At 41.3% G+C, this 21,067-nt stretch carries 18 protein-coding genes, 1 riboswitch and 1 other annotated feature; of the genes, 2 read left to right on the forward strand and 16 right to left on the reverse strand.

Annotated elements, in window-relative coordinates; translation table 11 throughout:
• Positions 1–18 precede the first annotated feature (18 nt).
• A complete protein-coding gene (locus LI126_RS07105; protein WP_196019949.1) occupies positions 19–2,601 on the forward strand; it encodes a transglycosylase domain-containing protein in 2,583 nt (860 codons plus the stop codon).
• A gap of 125 nt (positions 2,602–2,726) precedes the next feature.
• Here the strand turns inward: LI126_RS07105 and LI126_RS07110 are convergent, their stop codons facing one another.
• Positions 2,727–4,046 carry a chloride channel protein gene (locus LI126_RS07110; RefSeq protein WP_227165103.1) on the reverse strand — a complete coding sequence of 440 codons (1,320 nt, stop codon included), beginning with the start codon at positions 4,044–4,046 and terminating at the stop codon, positions 2,727–2,729.
• 411 nt (positions 4,047–4,457) lie between these two features.
• Positions 4,458–5,492 carry a bile acid:sodium symporter family protein gene (locus tag LI126_RS07115; RefSeq protein WP_015529598.1) on the reverse strand — a complete coding sequence of 345 codons (1,035 nt, stop codon included), beginning with the start codon at positions 5,490–5,492 and terminating at the stop codon, positions 4,458–4,460.
• Between the two features lie 93 nt (positions 5,493–5,585).
• Positions 5,586–5,832 (reverse strand) — a binding site (T-box leader).
• A gap of 535 nt (positions 5,833–6,367) precedes the next feature.
• Here LI126_RS07115 and LI126_RS07120 point away from each other — a divergent pair.
• A complete protein-coding gene (locus LI126_RS07120; protein WP_055148246.1) occupies positions 6,368–7,726 on the forward strand; it encodes an MATE family efflux transporter in 1,359 nt (452 codons plus the stop codon).
• 103 nt (positions 7,727–7,829) lie between these two features.
• Here LI126_RS07120 and LI126_RS07125 read toward each other — a convergent pair whose 3' ends face one another.
• The 14 genes from LI126_RS07125 to LI126_RS07190 form a co-directional block, all read right to left on the reverse strand.
• Positions 7,830–8,765, reverse strand: a complete 936-nt coding sequence (locus tag LI126_RS07125) for an ROK family glucokinase (protein WP_015529587.1) — start codon at positions 8,763–8,765, stop codon at positions 7,830–7,832.
• 86 nt (positions 8,766–8,851) lie between these two features.
• A complete protein-coding gene (gene hprK, locus LI126_RS07130) occupies positions 8,852–9,781 on the reverse strand; it encodes an HPr(Ser) kinase/phosphatase (protein WP_020436445.1) in 930 nt (309 codons plus the stop codon).
• A 160-nt stretch (positions 9,782–9,941) separates the two neighbouring features.
• Complete coding sequence (gene uvrC / locus LI126_RS07135) at positions 9,942–11,795, reverse strand: excinuclease ABC subunit UvrC (RefSeq protein WP_226901450.1); 1,854 nt, start codon at positions 11,793–11,795, stop codon at positions 9,942–9,944.
• Positions 11,782–13,008 carry a nickel pincer cofactor biosynthesis protein LarC gene (gene larC, locus LI126_RS07140; RefSeq protein WP_055148242.1) on the reverse strand — a complete coding sequence of 409 codons (1,227 nt, stop codon included), beginning with the start codon at positions 13,006–13,008 and terminating at the stop codon, positions 11,782–11,784. Before larC ends, uvrC begins: the two co-directional genes overlap by 14 nt.
• Positions 13,005–13,769 carry a nickel pincer cofactor biosynthesis protein LarB gene (gene larB / locus LI126_RS07145; protein ID WP_054752309.1) on the reverse strand — a complete coding sequence of 255 codons (765 nt, stop codon included), beginning with the start codon at positions 13,767–13,769 and terminating at the stop codon, positions 13,005–13,007. The genes larC and larB overlap by 4 nt, the downstream gene beginning before the upstream one ends.
• Positions 13,770–13,784: 15 nt before the next feature.
• Complete coding sequence (gene larE, locus LI126_RS07150; protein ID WP_055148240.1) at positions 13,785–14,606, reverse strand: ATP-dependent sacrificial sulfur transferase LarE; 822 nt, start codon at positions 14,604–14,606, stop codon at positions 13,785–13,787.
• Positions 14,579–14,821 (reverse strand): hypothetical protein, encoded by a 243-nt coding sequence (locus tag LI126_RS07155; RefSeq protein ID WP_055161760.1) that lies wholly within the window; start codon positions 14,819–14,821, stop codon positions 14,579–14,581. Before LI126_RS07155 ends, larE begins: the two co-directional genes overlap by 28 nt.
• A 131-nt stretch (positions 14,822–14,952) precedes the next feature.
• A complete protein-coding gene (locus LI126_RS07160) occupies positions 14,953–15,549 on the reverse strand; it encodes a thiamine phosphate synthase (RefSeq protein WP_227165104.1) in 597 nt (198 codons plus the stop codon).
• Positions 15,542–16,756, reverse strand: a complete 1,215-nt coding sequence (gene thiH, locus LI126_RS07165; RefSeq protein ID WP_195942171.1) for a 2-iminoacetate synthase ThiH — start codon at positions 16,754–16,756, stop codon at positions 15,542–15,544. The genes LI126_RS07160 and thiH overlap by 8 nt, the downstream gene beginning before the upstream one ends.
• 12 nt (positions 16,757–16,768) lie before the next feature.
• Positions 16,769–17,542 (reverse strand): thiazole synthase, encoded by a 774-nt coding sequence (locus tag LI126_RS07170; protein ID WP_020436699.1) that lies wholly within the window; start codon positions 17,540–17,542, stop codon positions 16,769–16,771.
• Between the two features lie 42 nt (positions 17,543–17,584).
• The gene (gene thiF, locus LI126_RS07175) at positions 17,585–18,232 is read right to left on the reverse strand and encodes a sulfur carrier protein ThiS adenylyltransferase ThiF (RefSeq protein ID WP_227165105.1); all 648 of its coding nucleotides are present in this window, start codon (positions 18,230–18,232) and stop codon (positions 17,585–17,587) included.
• 6 nt (positions 18,233–18,238) lie between these two features.
• On the reverse strand, positions 18,239–18,436 hold the full coding sequence (thiS, locus tag LI126_RS07180) for a sulfur carrier protein ThiS (RefSeq protein ID WP_020436697.1): 198 nt from the start codon (positions 18,434–18,436) through the stop codon (positions 18,239–18,241).
• 284 nt (positions 18,437–18,720) lie between these two features.
• Positions 18,721–18,826: riboswitch (TPP riboswitch) on the reverse strand.
• Positions 18,793–19,050 carry a hypothetical protein gene (locus tag LI126_RS07185; protein ID WP_173021133.1) on the reverse strand — a complete coding sequence of 86 codons (258 nt, stop codon included), beginning with the start codon at positions 19,048–19,050 and terminating at the stop codon, positions 18,793–18,795. Its footprint overlaps the riboswitch before it by 34 nt.
• Positions 19,001–20,932, reverse strand: coding sequence for an AAA family ATPase (locus tag LI126_RS07190; RefSeq protein WP_227165106.1), 1,932 nt, complete (start codon positions 20,930–20,932; stop codon positions 19,001–19,003). Before LI126_RS07190 ends, LI126_RS07185 begins: the two co-directional genes overlap by 50 nt.
• Between the last annotated feature and the right edge of the window lie 135 nt (positions 20,933–21,067).

The following is a 21,067-nucleotide window of genomic DNA, read 5'->3' on the forward strand; positions in this document are numbered from 1 at the left end:
TAAAGGAGGATATTATACGTGAATTACGGAAAATCGAATCTTTCTAGAAGAAAAAAGCGAATTTCTTCTAAAAAGAAAAGGAAAAAGAAGCGAGTCGGCGTACGTTTTTTCAAAGCCCTCATTATTTGTTTTCTGCTTTTGATCGTCATTGGGGCAGCCGGAGTTGGCATATATGTAAAAAAAGTGATTGACAATACACCGGAAGTCACAGCAAAGGACATTATGCCACAGGGCTATACAACGAATATTGTCGATTCCAATGGAACTTTGCTTGAGCAACTCAAAGACTCTGATTCTAACCGTGTTTACAAGAAATATGACGAGATTTCACCATACATGGGAAAAGCTTTTGTTGCGATCGAGGACGAACGTTTCTTCAAGCATAATGGTATTGATATCCAGGGAATTATCCGTGCCGGTGTCAATGGTGTTGCACATGGCTTCCATTTCACAGAAGGAGCCAGCACATTAACCCAGCAGCTGATCAAAAATAATGTATTCCCTAATTTCATCAATGAGAGTAAGTATCAGCGAATTGAACGTAAAATCCAGGAACAGTACCTTGCACTAAAGATTGAAAAAGAGATGAGTAAGGAAGAGATTCTTGAAGCATACATGAACACAATCAATTTAGGTCAGGGATGCCTCGGAGTTCAGACAGCCGCACAGCGTTACTTTAATAAAGATGCAAAAGACCTGACTCTTTCTGAATGTGCAGTTATCGCAGCGATCACTCAGAGTCCGTCGAATCTGAATCCTGTCAGCAACCCGGAGAATAATGCAAAAAGACGGGAAAAAGTACTGAAAAACATGAAGGAACAAGGCTCTATCACAAAGGATGAATACGATGAGGCTATGGCTGATAATGTATATGACCGCATTTCCGAAACAGCGTCAAATACAACTGCATCCAAACCTTACACTTATTTCATCGATGCTGTCATAAATCAGGTTGTAGATGATCTTGTAACTGAGAAGAGTTATACAGAAACACAGGCATATAATCTGCTCTATAGCGGCGGCCTTACGATCAACGTTACACAGGATGCTGATATTCAGGCCATCTGTGATGACGAAGTTGCTAATGTAGGGGATTATCTCAATGGTGATACAGAATATGGGCTTGATTACGCACTTACTATCCACAGGGCAGATGGTTCTTCTGAGAACTACAGCAAAGAACAACTTGCTTCTTATATTCAGACTGCATGGGGATATGACACTCCTCTTCTCTACGGTTCTGAAGAAGCTGCACAGGAAGCAGTTGATGCATTTAAATCAACGCTCAATATCAATGAGGCTGACGGAGACACTGTTGATGAGAGAATTGAGCTCTCACCTCAGCCGCAGGCTTCTGTTGTTGTGATGGATCAGTATACCGGACAGGTGAAAGCCATCGTCGGTGGACGCGGCGAAAAGAAATCCAGTCTTTCTCTAAACCGTGCCACAGATTCTGCAAGACAGCCTGGATCCTGTTTCAAGATTCTTGCTGCTTATGCACCGGCACTTAACGAAGGAAAGATCACTCTTGCAACAACAATTGATGATGAAGAATATGAATATAAAAACGGACAGTCCGTAAACAACTGGGATAAAAAATATATCGGTCCGACACGTGTCCGTTATGGAATCGAACATTCTATGAACGTCCTTGCCGTTAAGACATTAACTGACTATGTTGGTGAAACGGAAAGTTATGATTATCTTCTTGATTTTGGATTTACAACACTGACTGAAGATGATAAATATTCACAGGCGAAAGCTCTTGGTGGTATCACAAACGGTGTATATAATATCGAGATGACAGCTGCCTATGCAGCAATTGCCAATGGTGGAACTTACATGAAACCGATTCTTTACACACAGGTTCTGGATCATGAAGGAAATGTTCTTCTCGATAACACAACCCCTGAGACACATGAAGTCTTAAAAGACTCCACTGCTTATCTTCTGACAAGTGCAATGGAAGACGTTGTCAACGGTGCCGGTGGAACCGGTGGTTCTGCAAGACTGAGCAACATGCCTGTTGCCGCTAAAACAGGTACCAGCCAGGAAAGCCGCGACTTGTGGATTTCAGCATTTACGCCTTATTATACAGCGTCTGTATGGGGTGGATATGATGAGCATAAGACAATGGATCGATTAAGCCAGAACTGGCATCAGAAACTTTGGAGAAATATCATGGAACGTATCCAGGATACAAAAGGCCTTGAGTACAAGGACTTTGAAATTCCATCCTCTGTCGAAGAAAAGACGGTTTGTACTAAAACAGGACTCCTTGCCACAAGCAGTTGTCCTGCCATTACAGAGTATTTTTCAAAAGACAATGTTCCGACTAAGAGCTGTAGTGGTCACTATTTTGCGCCATCAGAATACTATGAGAAAGATGACACCGAGAGTTCTGATGAAACCACACCTGCTACAGGTACCGATTCTTCTGGAGCAACATCATCACCGGATTCTTCCTCTGGTGGAACAACAACCGAACCCGCTGCCGGCGGAGACTCTGGTGGAACAACCGGAACAACTACAGGTGATACTGATACTTCCGGCAGCACTACTGGTAGCGACACTGGAAGTGGTGGAAGTGCCACTCAATAAGTAAATTATGCGCCGCAAGGCACACCTAAAAAGGAGAGGCTATACAAAACGCCTCTCCTTTTCGCATACTTATATAACTGATTGCTCTTGTCATCCTGTCCGTATCTCTCTGATACAATATTCTGCTATCTTGTTTTACGGTTAATATATCTTGCTTTATATTTAGAATATACAATCGTCTGATCTTTATATAAACTATAATATCCGGAAACCGCATAGCTGATTGATATCGCGATCAGATAATATGCTGCTCCTGAAAATCCAAACAGTTCGAATGAAATCAGCATTGCCGTAATCGGACAGTTCGTCACTCCGCAGAAAAGTGCAACCATGCTGGCTGCCGCTGCTAATTCCGGTGAAAATCCAAGTATTCCACCGGCAACACATCCAAATGTTGCACCTATACTGAATGCCGGTACAATCTCACCACCACGATATCCTGCCCGCATCGTAAGTGCTGTAAGTAACATTTTCCATAAAAAATCAAGTGGTCTTGCTTCACCCTTTTCAATAGCTCTTGCGATCAATCCACTACCTGCTCCCATATAATCTTTTGTATTCAGACATATTGTGATCAGAATGATCACTCCTGCTGCAACAGCAATTCTAATATACGGATTTTTCAGATACTTTGCATACAACTGCCCCACTGTTTTTAGCAAGATACAGAATAGAATACTTAAAATCCCACACCCCACTGCGATCAGTGTCATCTTAAGTCCTGTCTCCACAGTAAGTCCCGGGATAGAATGTACTGGAAATGTCTCCGGATCAATCCCCATTCCTGTTGCAAACTCTGCTGCAATGATAGCTGCGATCACACAAGGAAGAAGTGCTGCGTAATACATTACCCCCACGCTCACAACTTCCATTGCAAAAACTGCTGCTGCCATCGGTGTTCCAAACACGGCTGCAAACGCTGCACTCATTCCACACATAATCATCACATGGTGATCAAATTCATCTAAATGAGCCAGTTTTCCAAGCCAATTTCCAATACTTCCACCAAACTGTATCGACGCACCTTCTCTTCCTGCCGAGCCGCCGGTAAGATGTGTCAATAATGTTGACACAAAAATCAATGGTGCTGACAGAAACGGAACATCATCCTTTGATTTAATTGTAGCAAGTACCTGATTCGTTCCTCCGTCCTGCCTTCCTATCTTCTCATACATAAATACAATCAGAACTCCTGCAACCGGCAAAAGCATAAAAATCCAATTATGTGTATCCCTGTATTCCGTTGCTGCCTTGATACATCCTGCAAATACTGCACTCGCACCGCCTACAACCAGACCTGTCAAAACAGAAAGCCCTATCCATTTCAGAAAATTTCCCGTGTTCTGTCGGATCCTTTCATAATAATACTTTATTACTATTTTTGTATCATGAGAATGTTTTCGTTTTCCCATCTCCGCATTTTCTGTATTTTCTTTTTCTTCCATTTACATTTCCCCTCTTGTATTTCTCTTTTATTTCGAACTCTGATTACTTTCTTATGTTCAGATAGAATCCCTTGCCTTATTTATTATAAAATGATTTTCCTCACCATGCAACACAGAAAAAAGGATGGTTTTCTCACATTCGAACGTTTCTTGTTCGTTGTGTCAAACCATCCTCTAAATCAATCATTCTTCTTATACGGTGATGTGAGTGTCAAAAGTAAATTTTGCCACTCACTAATGTAACCGGATTGCTCCATTGCTATGCAATTCCCGCAATCCTCGAACACCTCAAACTCCCATAAAATGGCGTATTCACACCATTTTATTCCGTTTTCGGTGTTCGGCGTGTCAATAAGTATAAATTGCTTATTTGTGCGAGCACAAACGCAATTTATACTTTTGACACTTACATCATACTGCTTCTTCTTTTGTATTCACACTCTTGGATTCTCTGTCCTCTTTGAATTTATCATAATATGCAAACATTCCTGCAAGGAGTGTTCCTGAAATAGAATGCCATGTACAAGATACTGCACAGATGATTGCTGACTCCGGTGTGGATGCAAACTGTGCTGTTGTTGTTGCAAGGTTTGTTGCAAGTCCTGCATTCTGCATACCTACCTCGATCGAGATTGTTCTCTTCTTCGCTGTATTCATTCCTGTCAGTTTACCTGCTCCGTATCCAAGCAGATATCCAAGTCCATTATGAAGAAATACTGCCACGAAGATTACAACACCGGACTCAAAGAATTTGCTTCCCTGTGAAGATACTACACCGCCGACAACACATGCAAGTCCAAGTACTGCGATACCAGGCATAATTTTCTGAAGTTCTTTGAATGTTTTATTTTTTCCTAACAGATAGTTGAGTAAGAATCCTACTGCTACCGGGAAGATAACTGTTTCAATAATGGATACAAACATAGGTAATCCTTTGATTGAAATATGTGTACCACTTGCCAGCAGTGAAACCATAAGTGGTGTCATAACTGGTGAGAGCAGTGTTGAAACTGTTGTCATTCCTACGGAAAATGCTACGTCTCCTCCACACAGATAAGACATAATATTGGATGACACACCACCAGGACAACATCCGACAAGGATCAGTCCCAAAGCGATTCCATCCGGAAGATTCAATGCCTTTGTCAGTGCAAATGCAAGGAATGGCATAATCAGATACTGAGCGATTGCTCCGATGCAGATATCAAACGGTCTCTGCGCAAGAATCTTAAAATCCTCTGTTGTTAATGTCAGACCCATACTAAACATGATCACTCCGATAATAATAGACTGACAGGTAAATTTATTAGATACCGGATCGACAAACAAAGCGTTGTTAACCCATCCCATCATTGTCGGGACAAAGAATGTCACTACTGCAATGGCAATAACAACCACTGAAGTATAATCTGATAAAAATTTGCTGACTTTTTGTAATGCTTTCATTACAATACCTCCTTAGGATTCTTGTTCACCTAAAATTTGTATTCTTCTTGAGATATATTCAAAGAAAAAAGTCCCTTTCCAGAACTCAATCTGAAAAGGGACGAATATAATCCGCGTTACCACCCTAATTCCGCAAAAATTAATTCTGCGACACTTCACATACCAACATATGCTATCCATATAACGGTGGATCCCGGCGAGGTTTACTTGCAACATGTTCATCTGCTTTCAGCCCGCTTCTTAGAGAGGATATCCTTACCCGGTTATTGTCTGTTCACACCAGCCACAGACTCTCTGAAAATAATGACGGATACGGTTTTGTTCTCATCAACGAATTTTGGTGAACTGTATTTTGTTTACTCTGACATTATATTCCTCTGAAATCAGAAATCAAGAGTCTATTTTAATCTTTTTCTTGATTTATTTTAATCTTTTTGTATTAAAAATTTATTTTCAAGGCTTAAATTCATCTAAAAAAATAAAAGAATCATTGGAAAAAAATTATTGTTTTTCCTGTTGTTTCCCCGCACTTTTCATGCTACACTGTATATAAGAATCATCGGATTTTAACCAGAAAACAGATAGTTACTGTTCACTCCCGTGTCAATCACTTCGCTGATTGACACGGAGGATGCATGTTTTGGCTTGAATGCATCTCGCCCCATCGCCAAAGGCGATTTAAAATGGCGAGATGCGTTACTGTTCACACATCGTGTGAACAGTAACAACAGATACGGATGTTTGGGGCATCCAAAAGGTTTATTAATGCACAATACAATACGTTATTTTTCATTGCTTTCTTTTGGAAGTGATGTTTTTTTTGTAATTTTATCTGTTTTCTTTCATTATTTTATCTGGTAAAGGGGTATTTGGGAATGAATAATGAAATAACGAAAAGACGAAAGCGAACAATTGAAATGACTCAGGGATCTCTTTGGAAAAACATGTTTTTCTTCAGTGTTCCTCTTATATTTTCCCAGATTTTGGAAGTGATGTTCAACTTAAGTGATGTCGCTGTTGTCGGACATTTTGCAGATTACAAAGCACTTGGTTCTGTCGGCTCGACAACTACACTTGTCACACTGTTCACGGGACTTCTGATCGGGCTCGGAAGTGGTGTCAACGTCCAGGTTGCCAATAAACTCGGTGCCGGTGATAAGAAAGCTACAAAAGAAACCATTCACTCTGCACTCATTATCTGTGCAGCGGCAGGTATTTTTGTCTGTCTGATCTGTCTGCTTTTTGCAGGACCAATGCTTTCCATGATGAATACAAAGCCCGAACTGCTCGATCAGGCTGTTCTCTACATGAAAGTTTTTGCACTTGGCATGCCTGCCACGGCAGTTTATAATTTCGGCAACGGTGTCTTAAGCGCCCGTGGGGATACAAAGCGTCCGATGTATTACCTTGCATTTGCCGGAATACTTAATGTCCTATTGAATCTGATCTTTGTTATCGTATTCCATATGGCTGCTGTCGGAGTTGCTACTGCCAGTGCAATCGCACAGTACGTTTCAGGAGGATTGATCCTGATCCATCTGATGCGACGCGATGATGAATGTAAAGTTCGTCTGCGCAATCTGCGTTATCATAACATTTATGGAAAAGGAGTTCTTTATCTCGGTGTTCCATCCGGTCTTCAGAATGCGATTTTCGCGATTGCAAACCTTTTTGTTCAATCCGGAGTCAACTCCTTTGATGCGATCATGGTTTCCGGAAATGCTGCAGCTGCAAATGCAGACAATCTGATTTACAATGTTATGTTTGCCTTCTATGTGGCCTGTTCCAGTTTCATGAGCCAGAACTGGGGAGCCGGGAATAAAGAAAGAATGAAAAAATGCTATCTCGTAACACTTACTTATTCTTTCAGTGCAGGCCTGCTTCTCGGAGGAGCACTCTTCTTCTTTGGGCGCCCATTCTTGTCTCTGTTTGCCACAGAACCAGCCGTTATCGCAGCTGGTATGCATAGAATTAGGATTATGGGATTCTCCTATGCATTCAGCGCCTTTATGGACTGTGCAATTGCATCTTCCAGAGGAATCGGCAAGAGCATTGCTCCTACATTTATTGTTATCATGGGATCCTGCGTATTTCGTATTATATGGATCTATACGGTATTTGCTTACTTCCATACAATTCCATCTCTGTATCTGCTGTACATCTTCTCCTGGGGACTCACAGCGATTGCAGAAACCATATACTTTAAAGTTAGTTTCAAAAAGGTGCTTGCATAATAGATTTCCCAAAGAAAAAAGAGGGATTTCACAGATATCCAACATCTGTAAAAATCTCCTCTTTTTTCTTTCTACTATTTATTCTGCACTTGTTATACTTTTATCAATCCTCAAGTACCAGCTTAGCTGCTCCGCAGATTCCTGCATCATTTCCAAGAGTAGCAAGCTTGAACTTCACATTCTTATTTGCAAAGAACGCTTTTTCCATAAATGGTTTTTCGATAAATGAAAGCAGAACTTCTCCTGCTTTGGACACTCCACCACCAATTACAAATACAGCCGGATCCAGTACTGCTGCCATATCTGCCATTGCATGTCCTAAGTAATTTCCCATCTCTGTCGCAACTTCAATCGCAACTTCGTCTCCTTCTTTGACTGCATCGAAAACAGCTTTTGCAGAAAGGTCTTCTTTTGTCAGGATTGTTGCACGTGTCTCATGCTCCATCTTCTTTCTTGCAAGACGGGAGATACCTGTTGCTGATGCATACTGCTCCAGACATCCGTGTCCGCCACATCCGCAAGTATCTGTCTCTTCCAGATTCACACACATATGACCAATCTCTCCACCTGCTCCGTTCTCTCCCGTCAGTATCTTTCCATTGATGATAATGCCACCACCAACACCTGTTCCAAGTGTGACCATGATCATATTACGGTAACCAACACCGCCGCCTTTCCACATCTCGCCAAGTGCTGCGACATTCGCATCATTTCCAAACTCTGCTGTCAATCCTGTCAGTTCTTCCAGCTCTTTCTTCGCATTCTTATATTTCCAGCCAAGATTCGCAGAACCGTTGACAATTCCATCTACAGTAACAGGAGCCGGCACACCGACACCGATTCCAAGAACCTGTTCTTTCTCAATGCCGTGCTGCTCTAACTTACCATTGATTGCTTCTGCAACATCCGGAAGAATCGCCGCACCTTCATTCTCAGTTCTTGTCACGATCTCCCATTTCTCTACAATAGCACCTGCCTCACTGAACAGACCAAGTTTAACCGTTGTTCCCCCGATATCAACACCAAAACAATATTTCATAAATCTATCTCCGTTTCTTTTTATATTTCACATGAGAATGCGGTACTCTGTAACATTTGTACCGCATCCTCTGTTTCTCTTTTGTTTTATTTTCTTCTCTTTGCCAGATTCTCCTGCACACGTTTGTACAATTCCTGTGCAGCGTTGTATCCCATCTGCTTCTGTCTGTGGTTAACTGCAGCAGATTCTACGATGATCGCCAGATTACGCCCCGGACGGATTGGAATATTATGGCAGACAACTCGGTTTCCAAGAAATTCTGTATATTCCTCCTCCAGACCAAGTCTGTCGTATTCTTTCTCTCTGCTCCAGTCTTCCAGAGTAATGACCAGATCGATATTCTGTGTTTCTCTTACGCTCTGTACACCGAACATAGACTTTACATCCACGATTCCGATACCACGCAGCTCGATAAAATGTCTTGTGATATCCGGTGCAGAACCAACCAGTGTATCGTCACTGACTTTGCGGATCTCAACCACATCATCCGTCACAAGACGATGTCCACGCTTGATCAGTTCAAGAGCTGCTTCGCTCTTACCGATTCCACTTTCTCCCATGATCAGAACTCCGACACCATATACGTCAACAAGCACTCCATGAATGGAAATGCACGGAGCAAGTTTTACATTAAGCCAACGGATCAGTTCTCCCATAAAGGAGGATGTCTTCTTACATGTACCGAATACCGGAATATCATTTTTCTGAGCAATCTCAATGAAGCTTTCATCCGGCTGAAGTTCATTGCTGAAAATAATACATGGTACTTTATGTTCCAGAAGTTTCTGATAAATCTCAACTCTTTTCTCGTCTTCCAAAGTCTCCAGATAGGCACACTCTACATTCCCTATAATCTGTACACGATTCAGATCAAAATGATCGAAAAATCCTGCCAGCTGAAGTGCCGGTCTGTTCACATCCGGAACAAGAACTTCACGTTCTGTGATATCCACTTCCGGAGTGAGATTTTTCAGATTCATCTTTTCAACGATATCGGTTAATTTCACACCACTCATCTTGTAATCTCCTTTTCCTGTATCTCTTTTCGTTTCAGACATGCTGCCTTGATAAGCTCAAGAGATATATGATATTTACTGCTCGCATAAATCCAACATTTCCCTACATGTCCCATCGCCTGTACATAAGTATATCATGATTTTCTTTTCGATAAAACCCTTAATCATGAAAGAATTGATAAACCGATTCTGCTGCCTTCTCATTCATTGACGGAAGCTGCGCCAGTTCTTCTACTGTTGCGCTCCGGATTGCATCCAGGCTCAGATAATGCCGCATCAATGCCTTTCTTCTGGCCGGACCGATTCCTTCAATATCATCCAAAACGGAATGTACCTGCCCTTTGCCACGCAGCTGCCTGTGGAACTCGATTGCAAACCGATGGGCTTCATCCTGAATTCTTGTGACCAGTTTAAATGCTTCTGAATTGCGGTCAATCGGGATTTCCACATTATTGTAATATAATCCTCTTGTTCTATGATTGTCATCTTTCACCATACCACAGACCGGAATATTCAGCTTCAACTCATCAAGCACCTGCAATGCAATATTTACCTGTCCACGGCCTCCATCCATCAAAATTAAATCCGGAAATGTTGTGAATTTCCCAGCTTCCGCATTCTCCTCACGTTCTTTTAATCCATGTGTAAAACGACGCGTAAGAACTTCTCTCATGCTCGCATAATCATCCGGTCCTTTCACACTCTTGATTTTGAACTTCCTGTAATCATTCCGCTTTGGTTTTCCTTTCTCATAGACAACCATAGAGCCTACCGATTCGAAACCATTTGTATTAGAAATATCATATGCTTCCATACGGACGATCTGTTCCAGTCCCAGTAAAGATGCTATCTCCTTCACTGCACCGATCGTGCGTCCTTCTTCCCTCTTTAGCCGCTCTTTATCTTTAGACAGAACCATCCTCGCATTCTCTTCCGCCAGTTCTACCAGCTTTTCTTTTGTACCTTTCTTCGGCACACGGATCGTTACTTTCTGCCCCTTCTTCGCGCTCAGCCAGGATTCAAGAAGTTCCTGCTCTTCGATTTCTTCCGGCAGCATCAGTTCACCCGGAAGAAAAGGGGTTCCTGCATAATACTGTTTGATAAAACTGTTAAGAATTTCAGATTTTTTATCCTCTTCGCTGATTCTAAGATAGAAATGGTCTCTCCCGATCAATCTTCCGCCACGGATAAAAAAGACCTGTACAACTGCATCTTCGTCCTGGCATGCAACTGCCATGACATCTCTGTCTTCCCCACTGGAATCTGTAATCTTCTGTTTCTGAGCCACCTTTTTCACACTATTTAATAACTCTCTATATTCGATTGCTTTCTCAAATTCCAGTGCCTCCGAAGCAGCCATCATCTTATCTTCCAGATCTTTTAAAATCATATCAAAATTTCCATTTAGAAAACGGATCACCTCATCAATGGATTTCCGGTATTCTTCCTGGGAAATGTATCCCTGACACGGTGCCTCACACTGCTTGATATGATAATTCAGACACGGACGCTCTTTTCCAATGTCTTTTGGAAGTGAACGATTACAGCTTCTTATATGATACAGCTTATGGATCAGATCAATTGTGTCACGCACCGCCTGTGAGCTTGTATAGGGGCCGAAATAACGTGCTTTATCTTTTTTCATCTGACGTGCCAGCATAATGCGTGGATATGCTTCACCGGTTGTTACTTTTATAAACGGATACGCTTTGTCATCCATAAGCATCGTATTATATTTGGGCCGATGTTCCTTGATCAGATTACATTCCAGAACAAGTGCTTCCAGTTCCGAATCTGTCACAATATATTCAAAGCGGCGGATATGTGTTACCATCTGTTCGATCTTAACCCCTTTATTCCTGCTGCTTTGAAAATACTGCCGCACACGGTTTTTCAGGCTGATTGCTTTTCCGACATAGATAATCTGATCCGTCTCATCATGCATCAGATAGACTCCCGGCCTTCCCGGAAGCTTTTTTAATTCTTCCTGTATATTAAAATTATAATTTTCCATAGATCCTATTTCTTGCCTCTGCTACAGACCAGCTATGTTCTTCTGCAATTTTGGAAACATCATCATACTCGAGTTTTTCTTTCACCACTCCATATCCGGATGCTCTCTTCACATGAACGGTTCCATATTCTGTCTGCACTTCGTCTATTTTCCGCTTAAGTCCATATCTTCTACAAAAATACTCTCTGACACCAAGTGTTGAAGTGTGTTTGAATATCAGCTGTAGAAAATACTCTTTCTGCTCTGCCCTGCACATACATGTAAGCAGAATCCCCGGCCGGTTTTTCTTCATCTGAATGGAGGATGTGTAAACATCCAATGCGCCTTCTTTGATCAGAAGCTCTGTCGCATACCCGATTTCTTCCGAAGTCATATCATCCAGATTACAGCACAGTTCCAGGATTTCTTCTTCTACCTTGTCTTGCGTTTCTCCAAGAATCGCACGCACACAGTTCAGTCTTTCATACTCTCTTTTTCCAAAACCATAACCGATTTCTTCCATCTGCAGAACCGGCATCTGTTCATACTTTTTAACAAAATGCTTCAGAAGTGCGGCTCCTGTCGGTGTACAGAATTCTCCCTCCAGGTCTCCTGCATACATTGGAATTTCTTTCATCAGATACGCTGTTGCCGGTGCCGGCACCGGAAGGATTCCATGTGCACATTTCACATGACCATATCCGACACGAACCGGTGATGCAAGAATCTGATCCACCTGAAGTTCATTCAGCAAATAGCAGACAGCCACAACATCAGCCACTGCATCCATCGTCCCAACCTCATGGAAATGGATTTCATCCATGCGCTGACCATGCGCCTTTCCTTCCGCCTTTGCAATCAATTTATAAACTGCAACTGCGTCCTGTTTTACCTGATCTTCAATTTTTAACCGATTGATCAGACGAACGATCTGAGACATTGAGTGATGTCCGTGTTCTTGTGTATGCTTCTCTGGTTCTTCTGATTTATGTCCGATCTGCTCTTCCGTCTGCATATGAGGATTCTCTTCTTCCTGTCCTTTCACAAACACGCGGACCTGATATCCTCTGATTCCGCCTCTTGTACACGCCACCAACTGATATTTTACCCCCGGGATTTTCAGATCATTCAACTTTTTCACCTGTTTTACAGGTTCTGAAAACAATTGCAATAATGAAGCCGTCAGCATATCCCCTGCTGCTCCCATCCCACAGTCTAAATATAATGTCCTCATTCCTTCGTTCTCCTCTCTATGTGATTGATCCGGCTCGCAAGAAATCCCGCGCCAAATCCATTATCGATATTTACAACACTCACTCCGCTTGCACAAGAATTCAACATAGAAAGAAGTGCTGATACGCCACCGAAAGATGCTCCATATCCAACACTTGTCGGAACTGCGATCACCGGGCAATCCACCAGTCCTCCAATCACACTGGCGAGTGCTCCTTCCATTCCGGCTACAGCAATAATGACACGAGCTTCCATTAATTCGTCGAGATGTCCAAGCAGACGATGTACTCCTGCGACACCTACATCATATAAACGGACCACTTCATTTCCAAGTGTCTCTGCTGTTCTTGCAGCCTCTTCTGCAACAGGGATATCGCTTGTCCCGCCTGTTGCCACAACTATTTTCCCGTCTCCATCTTTTATTGGTGCTTCGCCTATAAACCCAATCCGGCTGGCTTCATCATATTGAAGTTCCAGGCGTTCTCCCACGTAAATTGCTGACTCCTTATTCATTCTTGTGATCAGGACTGCTTTCTGTCCCTTTTCCTTCATTGCTTCTGCAATCCGGAAAATCTGTTCCGGTGTTTTTCCTTCTCCATAAATCACTTCTGCCACACCCTGGCGCATGGCTCTGTGATGGTCAATCTTGGCAAAACCAAGATCTTCAAAAGGCTCTTCTTTTAACTTCAAAGCTGCCTGTTCTACATCCATTGTTCCGGATGCTACCTGTCTTAAAAGATCTATCATTTCCTTTTGTTCCATCTTTTTCGCCTCATTCTAATTCTTCTTATCCAGGGTTTCATTCATACTTCCCATTCTGTACCCTGTTAGATCCATTGTAACATAAGTGAATCCGAACTGCTTAAATTGTTTTACAATATCCTCACGGACTTCTTCCTGAAGCAACTTCAAAAACTCTTCCGGCATTACTTCGATCCTCGCCATCCTTCCATGCATACGGACACGAAATTGCCGGAAGCCATGTTCAAGCAATAACTGTTCCGCGTTTTCCACCATGATCAACTTCTCTTTGCTGATTGTTTCTCCGTATACAAATCTTGAAGCCAGACAGGCAAAAGATGGCTTTTCCCAGGTTGAAAGTCCCATCTCTTTTGACAATTCACGAATCTCCGTTTTTGTAAGTCCTACTTCGCGCAGTGGACTTTTTACTCCTAATTCCGCCACAGCCTGAAGCCCCGGTCTGTAGTCGCCAAGATCATCCATATTAGAACCTTCTGCAACATAAGCAATTTCATTTTTCTCTGCAATTACTCCAATCTTTTCAAACAGTGCATGCTTGCATAAATAACATCTGTTCGGTGGGTTCTGAGAAAATCCTTCAATCTTCATTTCATCCACCTGACAGACCTTATGACGAATATCTTCTTTTTTGCAAAATGCAATTGCCTCATTTAGTTCTCTCTTTGGAAAGGAACCGGATTGTACTGTGATCGCCATCACATTATCTCCCAATATCTCATGTGCCACCTTTAATAAAAATGTAGAATCAACTCCACTGGAAAATGCAATCGCAACACTGTCCAGTTCTTTTATGTACTCTTTTAAATGTGCTAATTTATTATGTAATTCATCCTGCATCTTTTTCCTCCTGTCTTGTTACTGTTCACACGATGTGCGACCAGCAACGCATCTCGCCATTTTAAATCGCCTTTGGCGATGGGGCGAGATGCATTCAAGTCAAAACACGCATCCTCCGTGTCAATCAGCGGAGTGATTGACACGGGAATGAACAGTAACCCTGTCTTTACCTTCTTGCTGTTCTGATTTTTTCTATCAATCGTAATTCTTTTCATGCAAAAAATGCACCCAATTACAATTTCATAAATCCTCGTAATCAAGTGCATTTATTATACTATGTAAAGCCCGGTTCAGGTCAAGTTAATTTGTATTGCTTCATTAATTCTATTTCATGATATCTCATGGTTTATAGTTCCATCATTCCGGACATAATGCATCCTCCGGAAGCACCATTTTGTTTCAATTCTTCCCACTGTTTTTCATCAAACTTGATTCCACCAATCGCATATACCGGAACATTCAGAGTACTGCAGACATCTTTTAAGAATCCAAGCCCTCTCGGTGCCAAACCTTTCTTGCAATCTGTAACATAAATATGTCCTGCTGTCATGTAAGACACACCAAGTCTTTCTGCTTCCTTTGCCTCTTCCACTGAATGAACGGAAGTACCGATTCTTTGAAATTGTTCTTTCACACCTTCCGGAAGTTTCCTTAATTCCGGCAATGGCAGATGTACAGATGTACATTCCAATTCCAATGCTGTTTTCCAGAACTTATGTAAAATACACGGAATCTCATATTTCTTGCAAACAGACAGAACTTCTTCTGACAGAATCCGATATTCCTCTTCTGACAGATCTTTTTCACGCAAAATAATTGCCTGCGGTTTCATCTGACAAACCCGTTCAATCTGCTCCAAAAATGGTCTTTCGCACAGTTTTCTATTACTGACAGCTATAATTTTCAAATCCATCTCCGATAAATCGCATTTCATCTTACACATAAATATAATCACTCATAACAGGCTGGAGATTATTTTTCAATAATGCATCATAAACCTCATCTACCGAACGTTCATCTGAAATCTCAAACTGGTCATCGCCCTTATCCTCGATATCATCCACATGGCTTCCAATTCCTGTACTTACCCCTGCTGAAATCTTAGTTGCCGCAATATTTACAAGATTATCTCTGACACGCGCACACTCTCTTGTTGAAACTGTAATGCTTGCAAATGGCATAAACAGACGATATGCACAGACAACCTGCAGAAGCTGTGGCTCATGAACATCCATCGGATTGATTCTGTCATTATTGATGATCGGGCGAAGTCTTGGGCAGGAAAATGCGATTTCTGCATGTGGATATTTTCTCTGTAACAGATATGCGTGATATCCTGTTGCAAAAGCATCTTTTCTAAAATCATCCAGTCCTAAAAGCGCACCGAATCCAACTCCTCGCATACCACCTTTCACTGCTCTCTCCTGTGCATTGACACGGTATGGGAAGATTCTTTTATGTCCTGCCAGATGAAGCGTCTCGTACTTATCTGAATTATATGTTTCCTGGAATACTGTCACATAATCAGCTCCACATTCATGCAGATACGCATACTCATCTGAATTGACCGGATAGATTTCCAGACCGATCACTTTGAAATACTTTCTTGCAATCTTGCATGCCTCTCCAATATACTCTACTGTAGATTTGTTGCGGCTTTCCCCTGTCAGAATCAGGATTTCCTGTAATCCTGTCTCTGCGATTGCTGCCATTTCTTTCTCAATCTCCTCTGCATTCAACTGTGCGCGGTTAATCTTGTTATGACAGTTAAATCCACAATAAATACAATAGTTTTCACAATAGTTTGCAATATAAATCGGTGTAAACATATACACACTGTTTCCAAAATGTTTTCTTGTCTCCTTCTGAGCTGCCTGGGCAATCTCTTCCAAAAACGGAAGGGCTGCCGGTGATAACAATGCTTTAAAATCTTCCGGAGTACGTTCGGAATGTGCAAGTGCATTTTTCACATCTGCTGCGGTATATTTGCTATAATCATAGGCTTCCATTGCCTCGATCACCTGATCCATGATTTCTGATCCGATATCCTCCATTCCCGGAAGATAAGTCATATGATCGATTCTGTTTTTCTTCTGATCTTCCAGTATTTCTTCACTTAAAATACTTTCATTAACATGTGTATCATTCATCTCAACTGCCTCCTAGTCTTCCAGAAATCCTGTCAATGGTGAAGATGCACTTGCACCTCGTTCAATTGTTCTTCCAAGACCTGAAAGATAAGCACTTCTTCCTGCTTCAATTGCTTTCTTGAATGCCTCAGCCATCTCCTCGACATTTCCTGCTGTTGCGATTGCTGTATTCGCCATAACAGCTGCCGCTCCCATTTCCATTGCCTCGCATGCCTGAGATGGACGTCCGATTCCTGCATCTACAATAATCGGCAGATCAATCTCATCAATCAAAATCTGGATGAAGTCTTTTGTACAAAGTCCTTTGTTAGAACCAATCGGTGCCCCAAGTGGCATTACACAGGCAGCCCCTGCATTCACCAGATCTCTTGCCGCATTCAGATCCGGATACATATATGGCATAACTACAAAGCCTTCTTTTGCAAGAATTTCTGTTGCCTTGATTGTCTCATAGTTGTCAGGAAGAAGATATTTGGAATCTCTGACAACTTCGATTTTTACAAAGTTACCACAACCAACTTCTCTGGAAAGTCTTGCAATACGAACTGCTTCCTCTGCATTTCTTGCTCCTGATGTATTCGGAAGAAGTGTTACATTTTCCGGAATATAATCCAGAATATTCGCAAGTCCTCCTTCATTTGCACGACGAAGCGCAAGTGTAATGATCTGCGCTCCTGCTTTTTCTACACATGCTTTCACAAGATCAAGCGAAAATTTTCCTGATCCCAGAATAAAACGTGAACTAAATTCTTTTCCTCCAAGTGTAAATGTATCTTTCTGATTCATAACTTAAATCCTTCTTTCTTTTTTATTCATTTAGATGTCTTTCTATACATCCTCTTCTCCAAGAAGCAAACGCGTGATCATATTTGCTTCATGCCCTGCGCAGATTGCAACTCGTGGAGCCATTAATCCATTCCCATAAGTCGGCTCTGTCACACGATCTCCACATAAATAAAAGTTCTTCATCATTCTCTTAGTACTGATTATATTGCTGCTTTCATAGCCTGCCATACCTGTTGCAGACACAAGCTTCTTCTCCGGAAAATGCTCCAGAATTCCATTCACCAGCATTGCTTTTGCTACCGGATTATCAAATGCTTCACAGACAATCTGAGCATCCGCAAACAGTTCTTTCAAATTCTCTTCTGTCACCTTCACACAATCTGTACGAATATCCAGATATGGATTGATCTTTAAAAGCAGTGACTTTAGCGCATCGGTCTTATACATTCCGATATGCTCCATGAAATACTGCTGCCGATTCAAATTGGTAATATCCACCATATCAAAATCAATCAGATGCAGATGCCCTACTCCAATTCGTGCAAGTGAATACGCTACATTGGAACCTAGTCCACCAAGTCCGGCAATCGTCACCTGACCGGCTGATAAAAGCTTCTGTTTTTCCGGCGAATGGCGTTCATTCAGCGCTGTTTCGATTTCTTCTTTGCTTAATATTCTTTCTGATGCCATCTGATATCAGCCTCCTCCTACAAATGTCACAACCTCCAGACGGTCACCGTCTTTGAGCATTGTCTCTGAATAGCTGTATTTCGGAAGAATTTCTTCATTCATTTCAACTGCGATTCTATTAATCTGGTAATTGTTCTGCTCCAGATAATCAGCAACACTCATTTCAGATGTCAGCTGGATCTGCTTTCCATTTACTGTAATCATAACTACTCCTTTCCGGATAATTGAAAAAAAGAGTTCATGAAAGAAATGTACCCGTGGTGGTGCACCCCTTCATGAACTCTCGTTCAATCTCAACTTACTCCAATCTTCAATTTTTCCTGATTAGTAACAAAGAATGTGCCTTAGCACATTCTTGCGCCTGCGGCGGTCGCTTGCGACATCTACATTGTACGCCGCAGTGTGCATCCTTAGCGGAGCGTTTTATATATTAGGAAAACACTTTCCTAATATATAAAAAGAGAGATACCAACAAATGTATCTCTCTAAAGTACTGCTTTATACATTCCTACGTTGGCATTATCCAAATCAGGTTATGGGTCGAAGTTCTCAACTTCCTCTCAGCCTGGTACACAAGCTCCCCGTGTTTTCTTCACATGATTAGTATAAAAGCTTGTCTGATAGATGTCAACCGTTTTTTCTCCATCTGATACAAGATCTTTTCCGTTACTGTTCACACAATGTGCGACCAGCAACGCATCTCGCCATTTTAAATCGCCTTTGGCGATGGGGCGAGATGCATTCAAGCCAAAACATGCATCCTCCGTGTCAATCAGCGGAGTGATTGACACGGGAGTGAACAGTAACTCTTTTCCCACAATGTGCCAGTCCAACATAACACACTTCTCCGGTCATCTCTGCGTCATATTGTTTTTCCTTTATCTGTTCCAGTGCCTTTTCTGCAAGCTTTTCTAAATCGTCTTTTTCATCTTTGGTATACTTGAATTCCAAAATTAAATTTGGATATCTGTCATGTTTTGCATAAAGACAGATATCACTTCTGCCTTCTCCGGTTTCCCGATTGCTTTTGATATCATAATCCTTTCTAAGAAATGCACACATTCCAAGCGTCATCATATGGTAACTATTCTCATCTTTCAGATCATGATAAGATGGCAATTCCAAAAGAACTCTCTGATACTCTTCTGCAAAACGTTCCATATCCTTTCTTTTAAGAGCATTTAACATCTTTTCCATATGTCTCTCATCGATTTTCAGATGACATGCTGTTAATTCCTTGAACACTTTCCACACTTCCAGATTAGGAACCCGAAGTCGGTAATAGTCCTCTTCGATTTCTTTTGTAATTGTTACAATTCCGGCATTTACAAGAAGTCCCCATAGATTTGCTTCGTCCATTTTTTCATAATAAGCCATTGAAAAATCTACTATCACTTCTACTTCACCTTCTGTGACCAAGGCCTCATATTCTTTCTCAAAAGACCTTCCCTGTACTTCAAGTGCATTACGTAAAATACTGTTTTCGCTTGTATTAACCCAATAAGAATCCATCCTTCTTCTTGCCGCATAACACGATATTGACCATGGATTATATACATCTGTACTGCCAAAATGATATCCATCGTACATCTTTTTTAGCTCATCTGAAAATTCTGCTTTACAATAAGCAAGCAGCTCTTTTACTTCTTGCTCTGTAAAACCAAAACAGTCATCATAATCTTCGTCCTGCACTGTGCAGACAACTAAATTATTGAGACCCGAAAATATATTTTCCTTCGCAATTCTCTGAATTCCTGTCAGAATTGCCTTTTGAAGATAATCGTTGCCTTTCAGGGACGTTGCCAGAAAACGATTCAACATGGCTCTTACTTCATCATAATATCCTTCGGAATTTGCAGACATAAACGGAGTATCATATTCATCTAACAGCAAAAATACTTTTTCTCCATAATACGTACTCAGTGCCTGACAAAGAACAGCAATTGAACGAATTACATGATTTTCTATTTCTTTTCCGATGCTTTCCTGACATAAACTATTATAAATCATATTGAATTCTTTCACCTGGAATTCTGACAGTCTTCCATCATTAACCATCTGATAAAAGCGCTCATACTCCGCACGTACAGTATCTTTCAATGCATAACACAAAGATTCTGCATCCCCCGCTGTCACGTTAAGGAAAGACAAAAATACAACAGGATATCGATTGAGCTCCTTGTAGTGGACAGATTTTGTAATCTTTGTTCCACAAAATAAATCGGAGGAATCTTTTGTGCAGTCAAGAAATTCTGCCAACATTGACATATTAAGTGTCTTACCGAACCTTCTCGGTCTTGTAATTAATGTAATCTGATACCAGGATTCTAAAAACTGTTCAATAAACTGTGTTTTGTCCACATAATAGGCTTTTTTTTCACGCAAATCGCGAAAGTCCTGTACTCCTATTGCAAGTTTAGGTTTTTCCTCTTGTATCCCAGATACATTGTACAGAATGCTGTCTTCCTTTACCACGTCACAACTTGCAACATAAGTTGGTTTTCTTCCAAATAATTCATCTAAGGAACAGGCTAACACCTCACTTATTCGTTCCAGTACTTCAAAGTCCGGTGTCCGGTTTCCATTCTCATAATTGGTATAAGTCGATCTGGAAATCCCCAGTTTTTCTGCCATCTGCGCCTGAGTGTAGACCCGGGATTTACGTAATTTTGTCAAATACTCGTTAAATTTTGTTTTCATAGAATCACCGCTTTTTTTCTTTTAGTATACGCTTTTATGTTTCACTTTGCAACATTCTTTTTTATTTATATACAAAGAAGGACAGAAAGGTTAACAAATCGAAACCTTTCTGTCCTTTTTAAATAGTTGCTATCT

It is taken from the genome of Mediterraneibacter sp. 210702-DFI.5.30, assembly GCF_020560115.1.
Lineage (GTDB): Bacteria > Bacillota > Clostridia > Lachnospirales > Lachnospiraceae > Mediterraneibacter > Mediterraneibacter faecis.

Excerpts from the sequence above, each read along its gene's own strand:
- thiS (WP_020436697.1), bottom strand. The coding sequence starts at position 18,436 with ATGATTACAGTAAATGGAAAGCAGATCCAGCTGACATCTGAAATGAGT.
- LI126_RS07190 (WP_227165106.1), bottom strand. The coding sequence starts at position 20,932 with ATGAAAACAAAATTTAACGAGTATTTGACAAAATTACGTAAATCCCGG.
- LI126_RS07110 (WP_227165103.1), bottom strand. The coding sequence starts at position 4,046 with ATGGAAGAAAAAGAAAATACAGAAAATGCGGAGATGGGAAAACGAAAA.
- LI126_RS07160 (WP_227165104.1), bottom strand. The coding sequence starts at position 15,549 with ATGTGTAAGATGAAATGCGATTTATCGGAGATGGATTTGAAAATTATA.
- LI126_RS07125 (WP_015529587.1), bottom strand. The coding sequence starts at position 8,765 with ATGAAATATTGTTTTGGTGTTGATATCGGGGGAACAACGGTTAAACTT.
- larB (WP_054752309.1), bottom strand. The coding sequence starts at position 13,769 with ATGGAACAAAAGGAAATGATAGATCTTTTAAGACAGGTAGCATCCGGA.
- uvrC (WP_226901450.1), bottom strand. The coding sequence starts at position 11,795 with ATGGAAAATTATAATTTTAATATACAGGAAGAATTAAAAAAGCTTCCG.
- thiF (WP_227165105.1), bottom strand. The coding sequence starts at position 18,232 with ATGGCATCAGAAAGAATATTAAGCAAAGAAGAAATCGAAACAGCGCTG.
- hprK (WP_020436445.1), bottom strand. The coding sequence starts at position 9,781 with ATGAGTGGTGTGAAATTAACCGATATCGTTGAAAAGATGAATCTGAAA.
- LI126_RS07170 (WP_020436699.1), bottom strand. The coding sequence starts at position 17,542 with ATGAATCAGAAAGATACATTTACACTTGGAGGAAAAGAATTTAGTTCA.
- LI126_RS07120 (WP_055148246.1), top strand. The coding sequence starts at position 6,368 with ATGAATAATGAAATAACGAAAAGACGAAAGCGAACAATTGAAATGACT.
- larE (WP_055148240.1), bottom strand. The coding sequence starts at position 14,606 with ATGCAGGATGAATTACATAATAAATTAGCACATTTAAAAGAGTACATA.
- LI126_RS07155 (WP_055161760.1), bottom strand. The coding sequence starts at position 14,821 with ATGAAAAGAATTACGATTGATAGAAAAAATCAGAACAGCAAGAAGGTA.
- LI126_RS07115 (WP_015529598.1), bottom strand. The coding sequence starts at position 5,492 with ATGAAAGCATTACAAAAAGTCAGCAAATTTTTATCAGATTATACTTCA.
- larC (WP_055148242.1), bottom strand. The coding sequence starts at position 13,008 with ATGAGGACATTATATTTAGACTGTGGGATGGGAGCAGCAGGGGATATG.
- thiH (WP_195942171.1), bottom strand. The coding sequence starts at position 16,756 with ATGAATGATACACATGTTAATGAAAGTATTTTAAGTGAAGAAATACTG.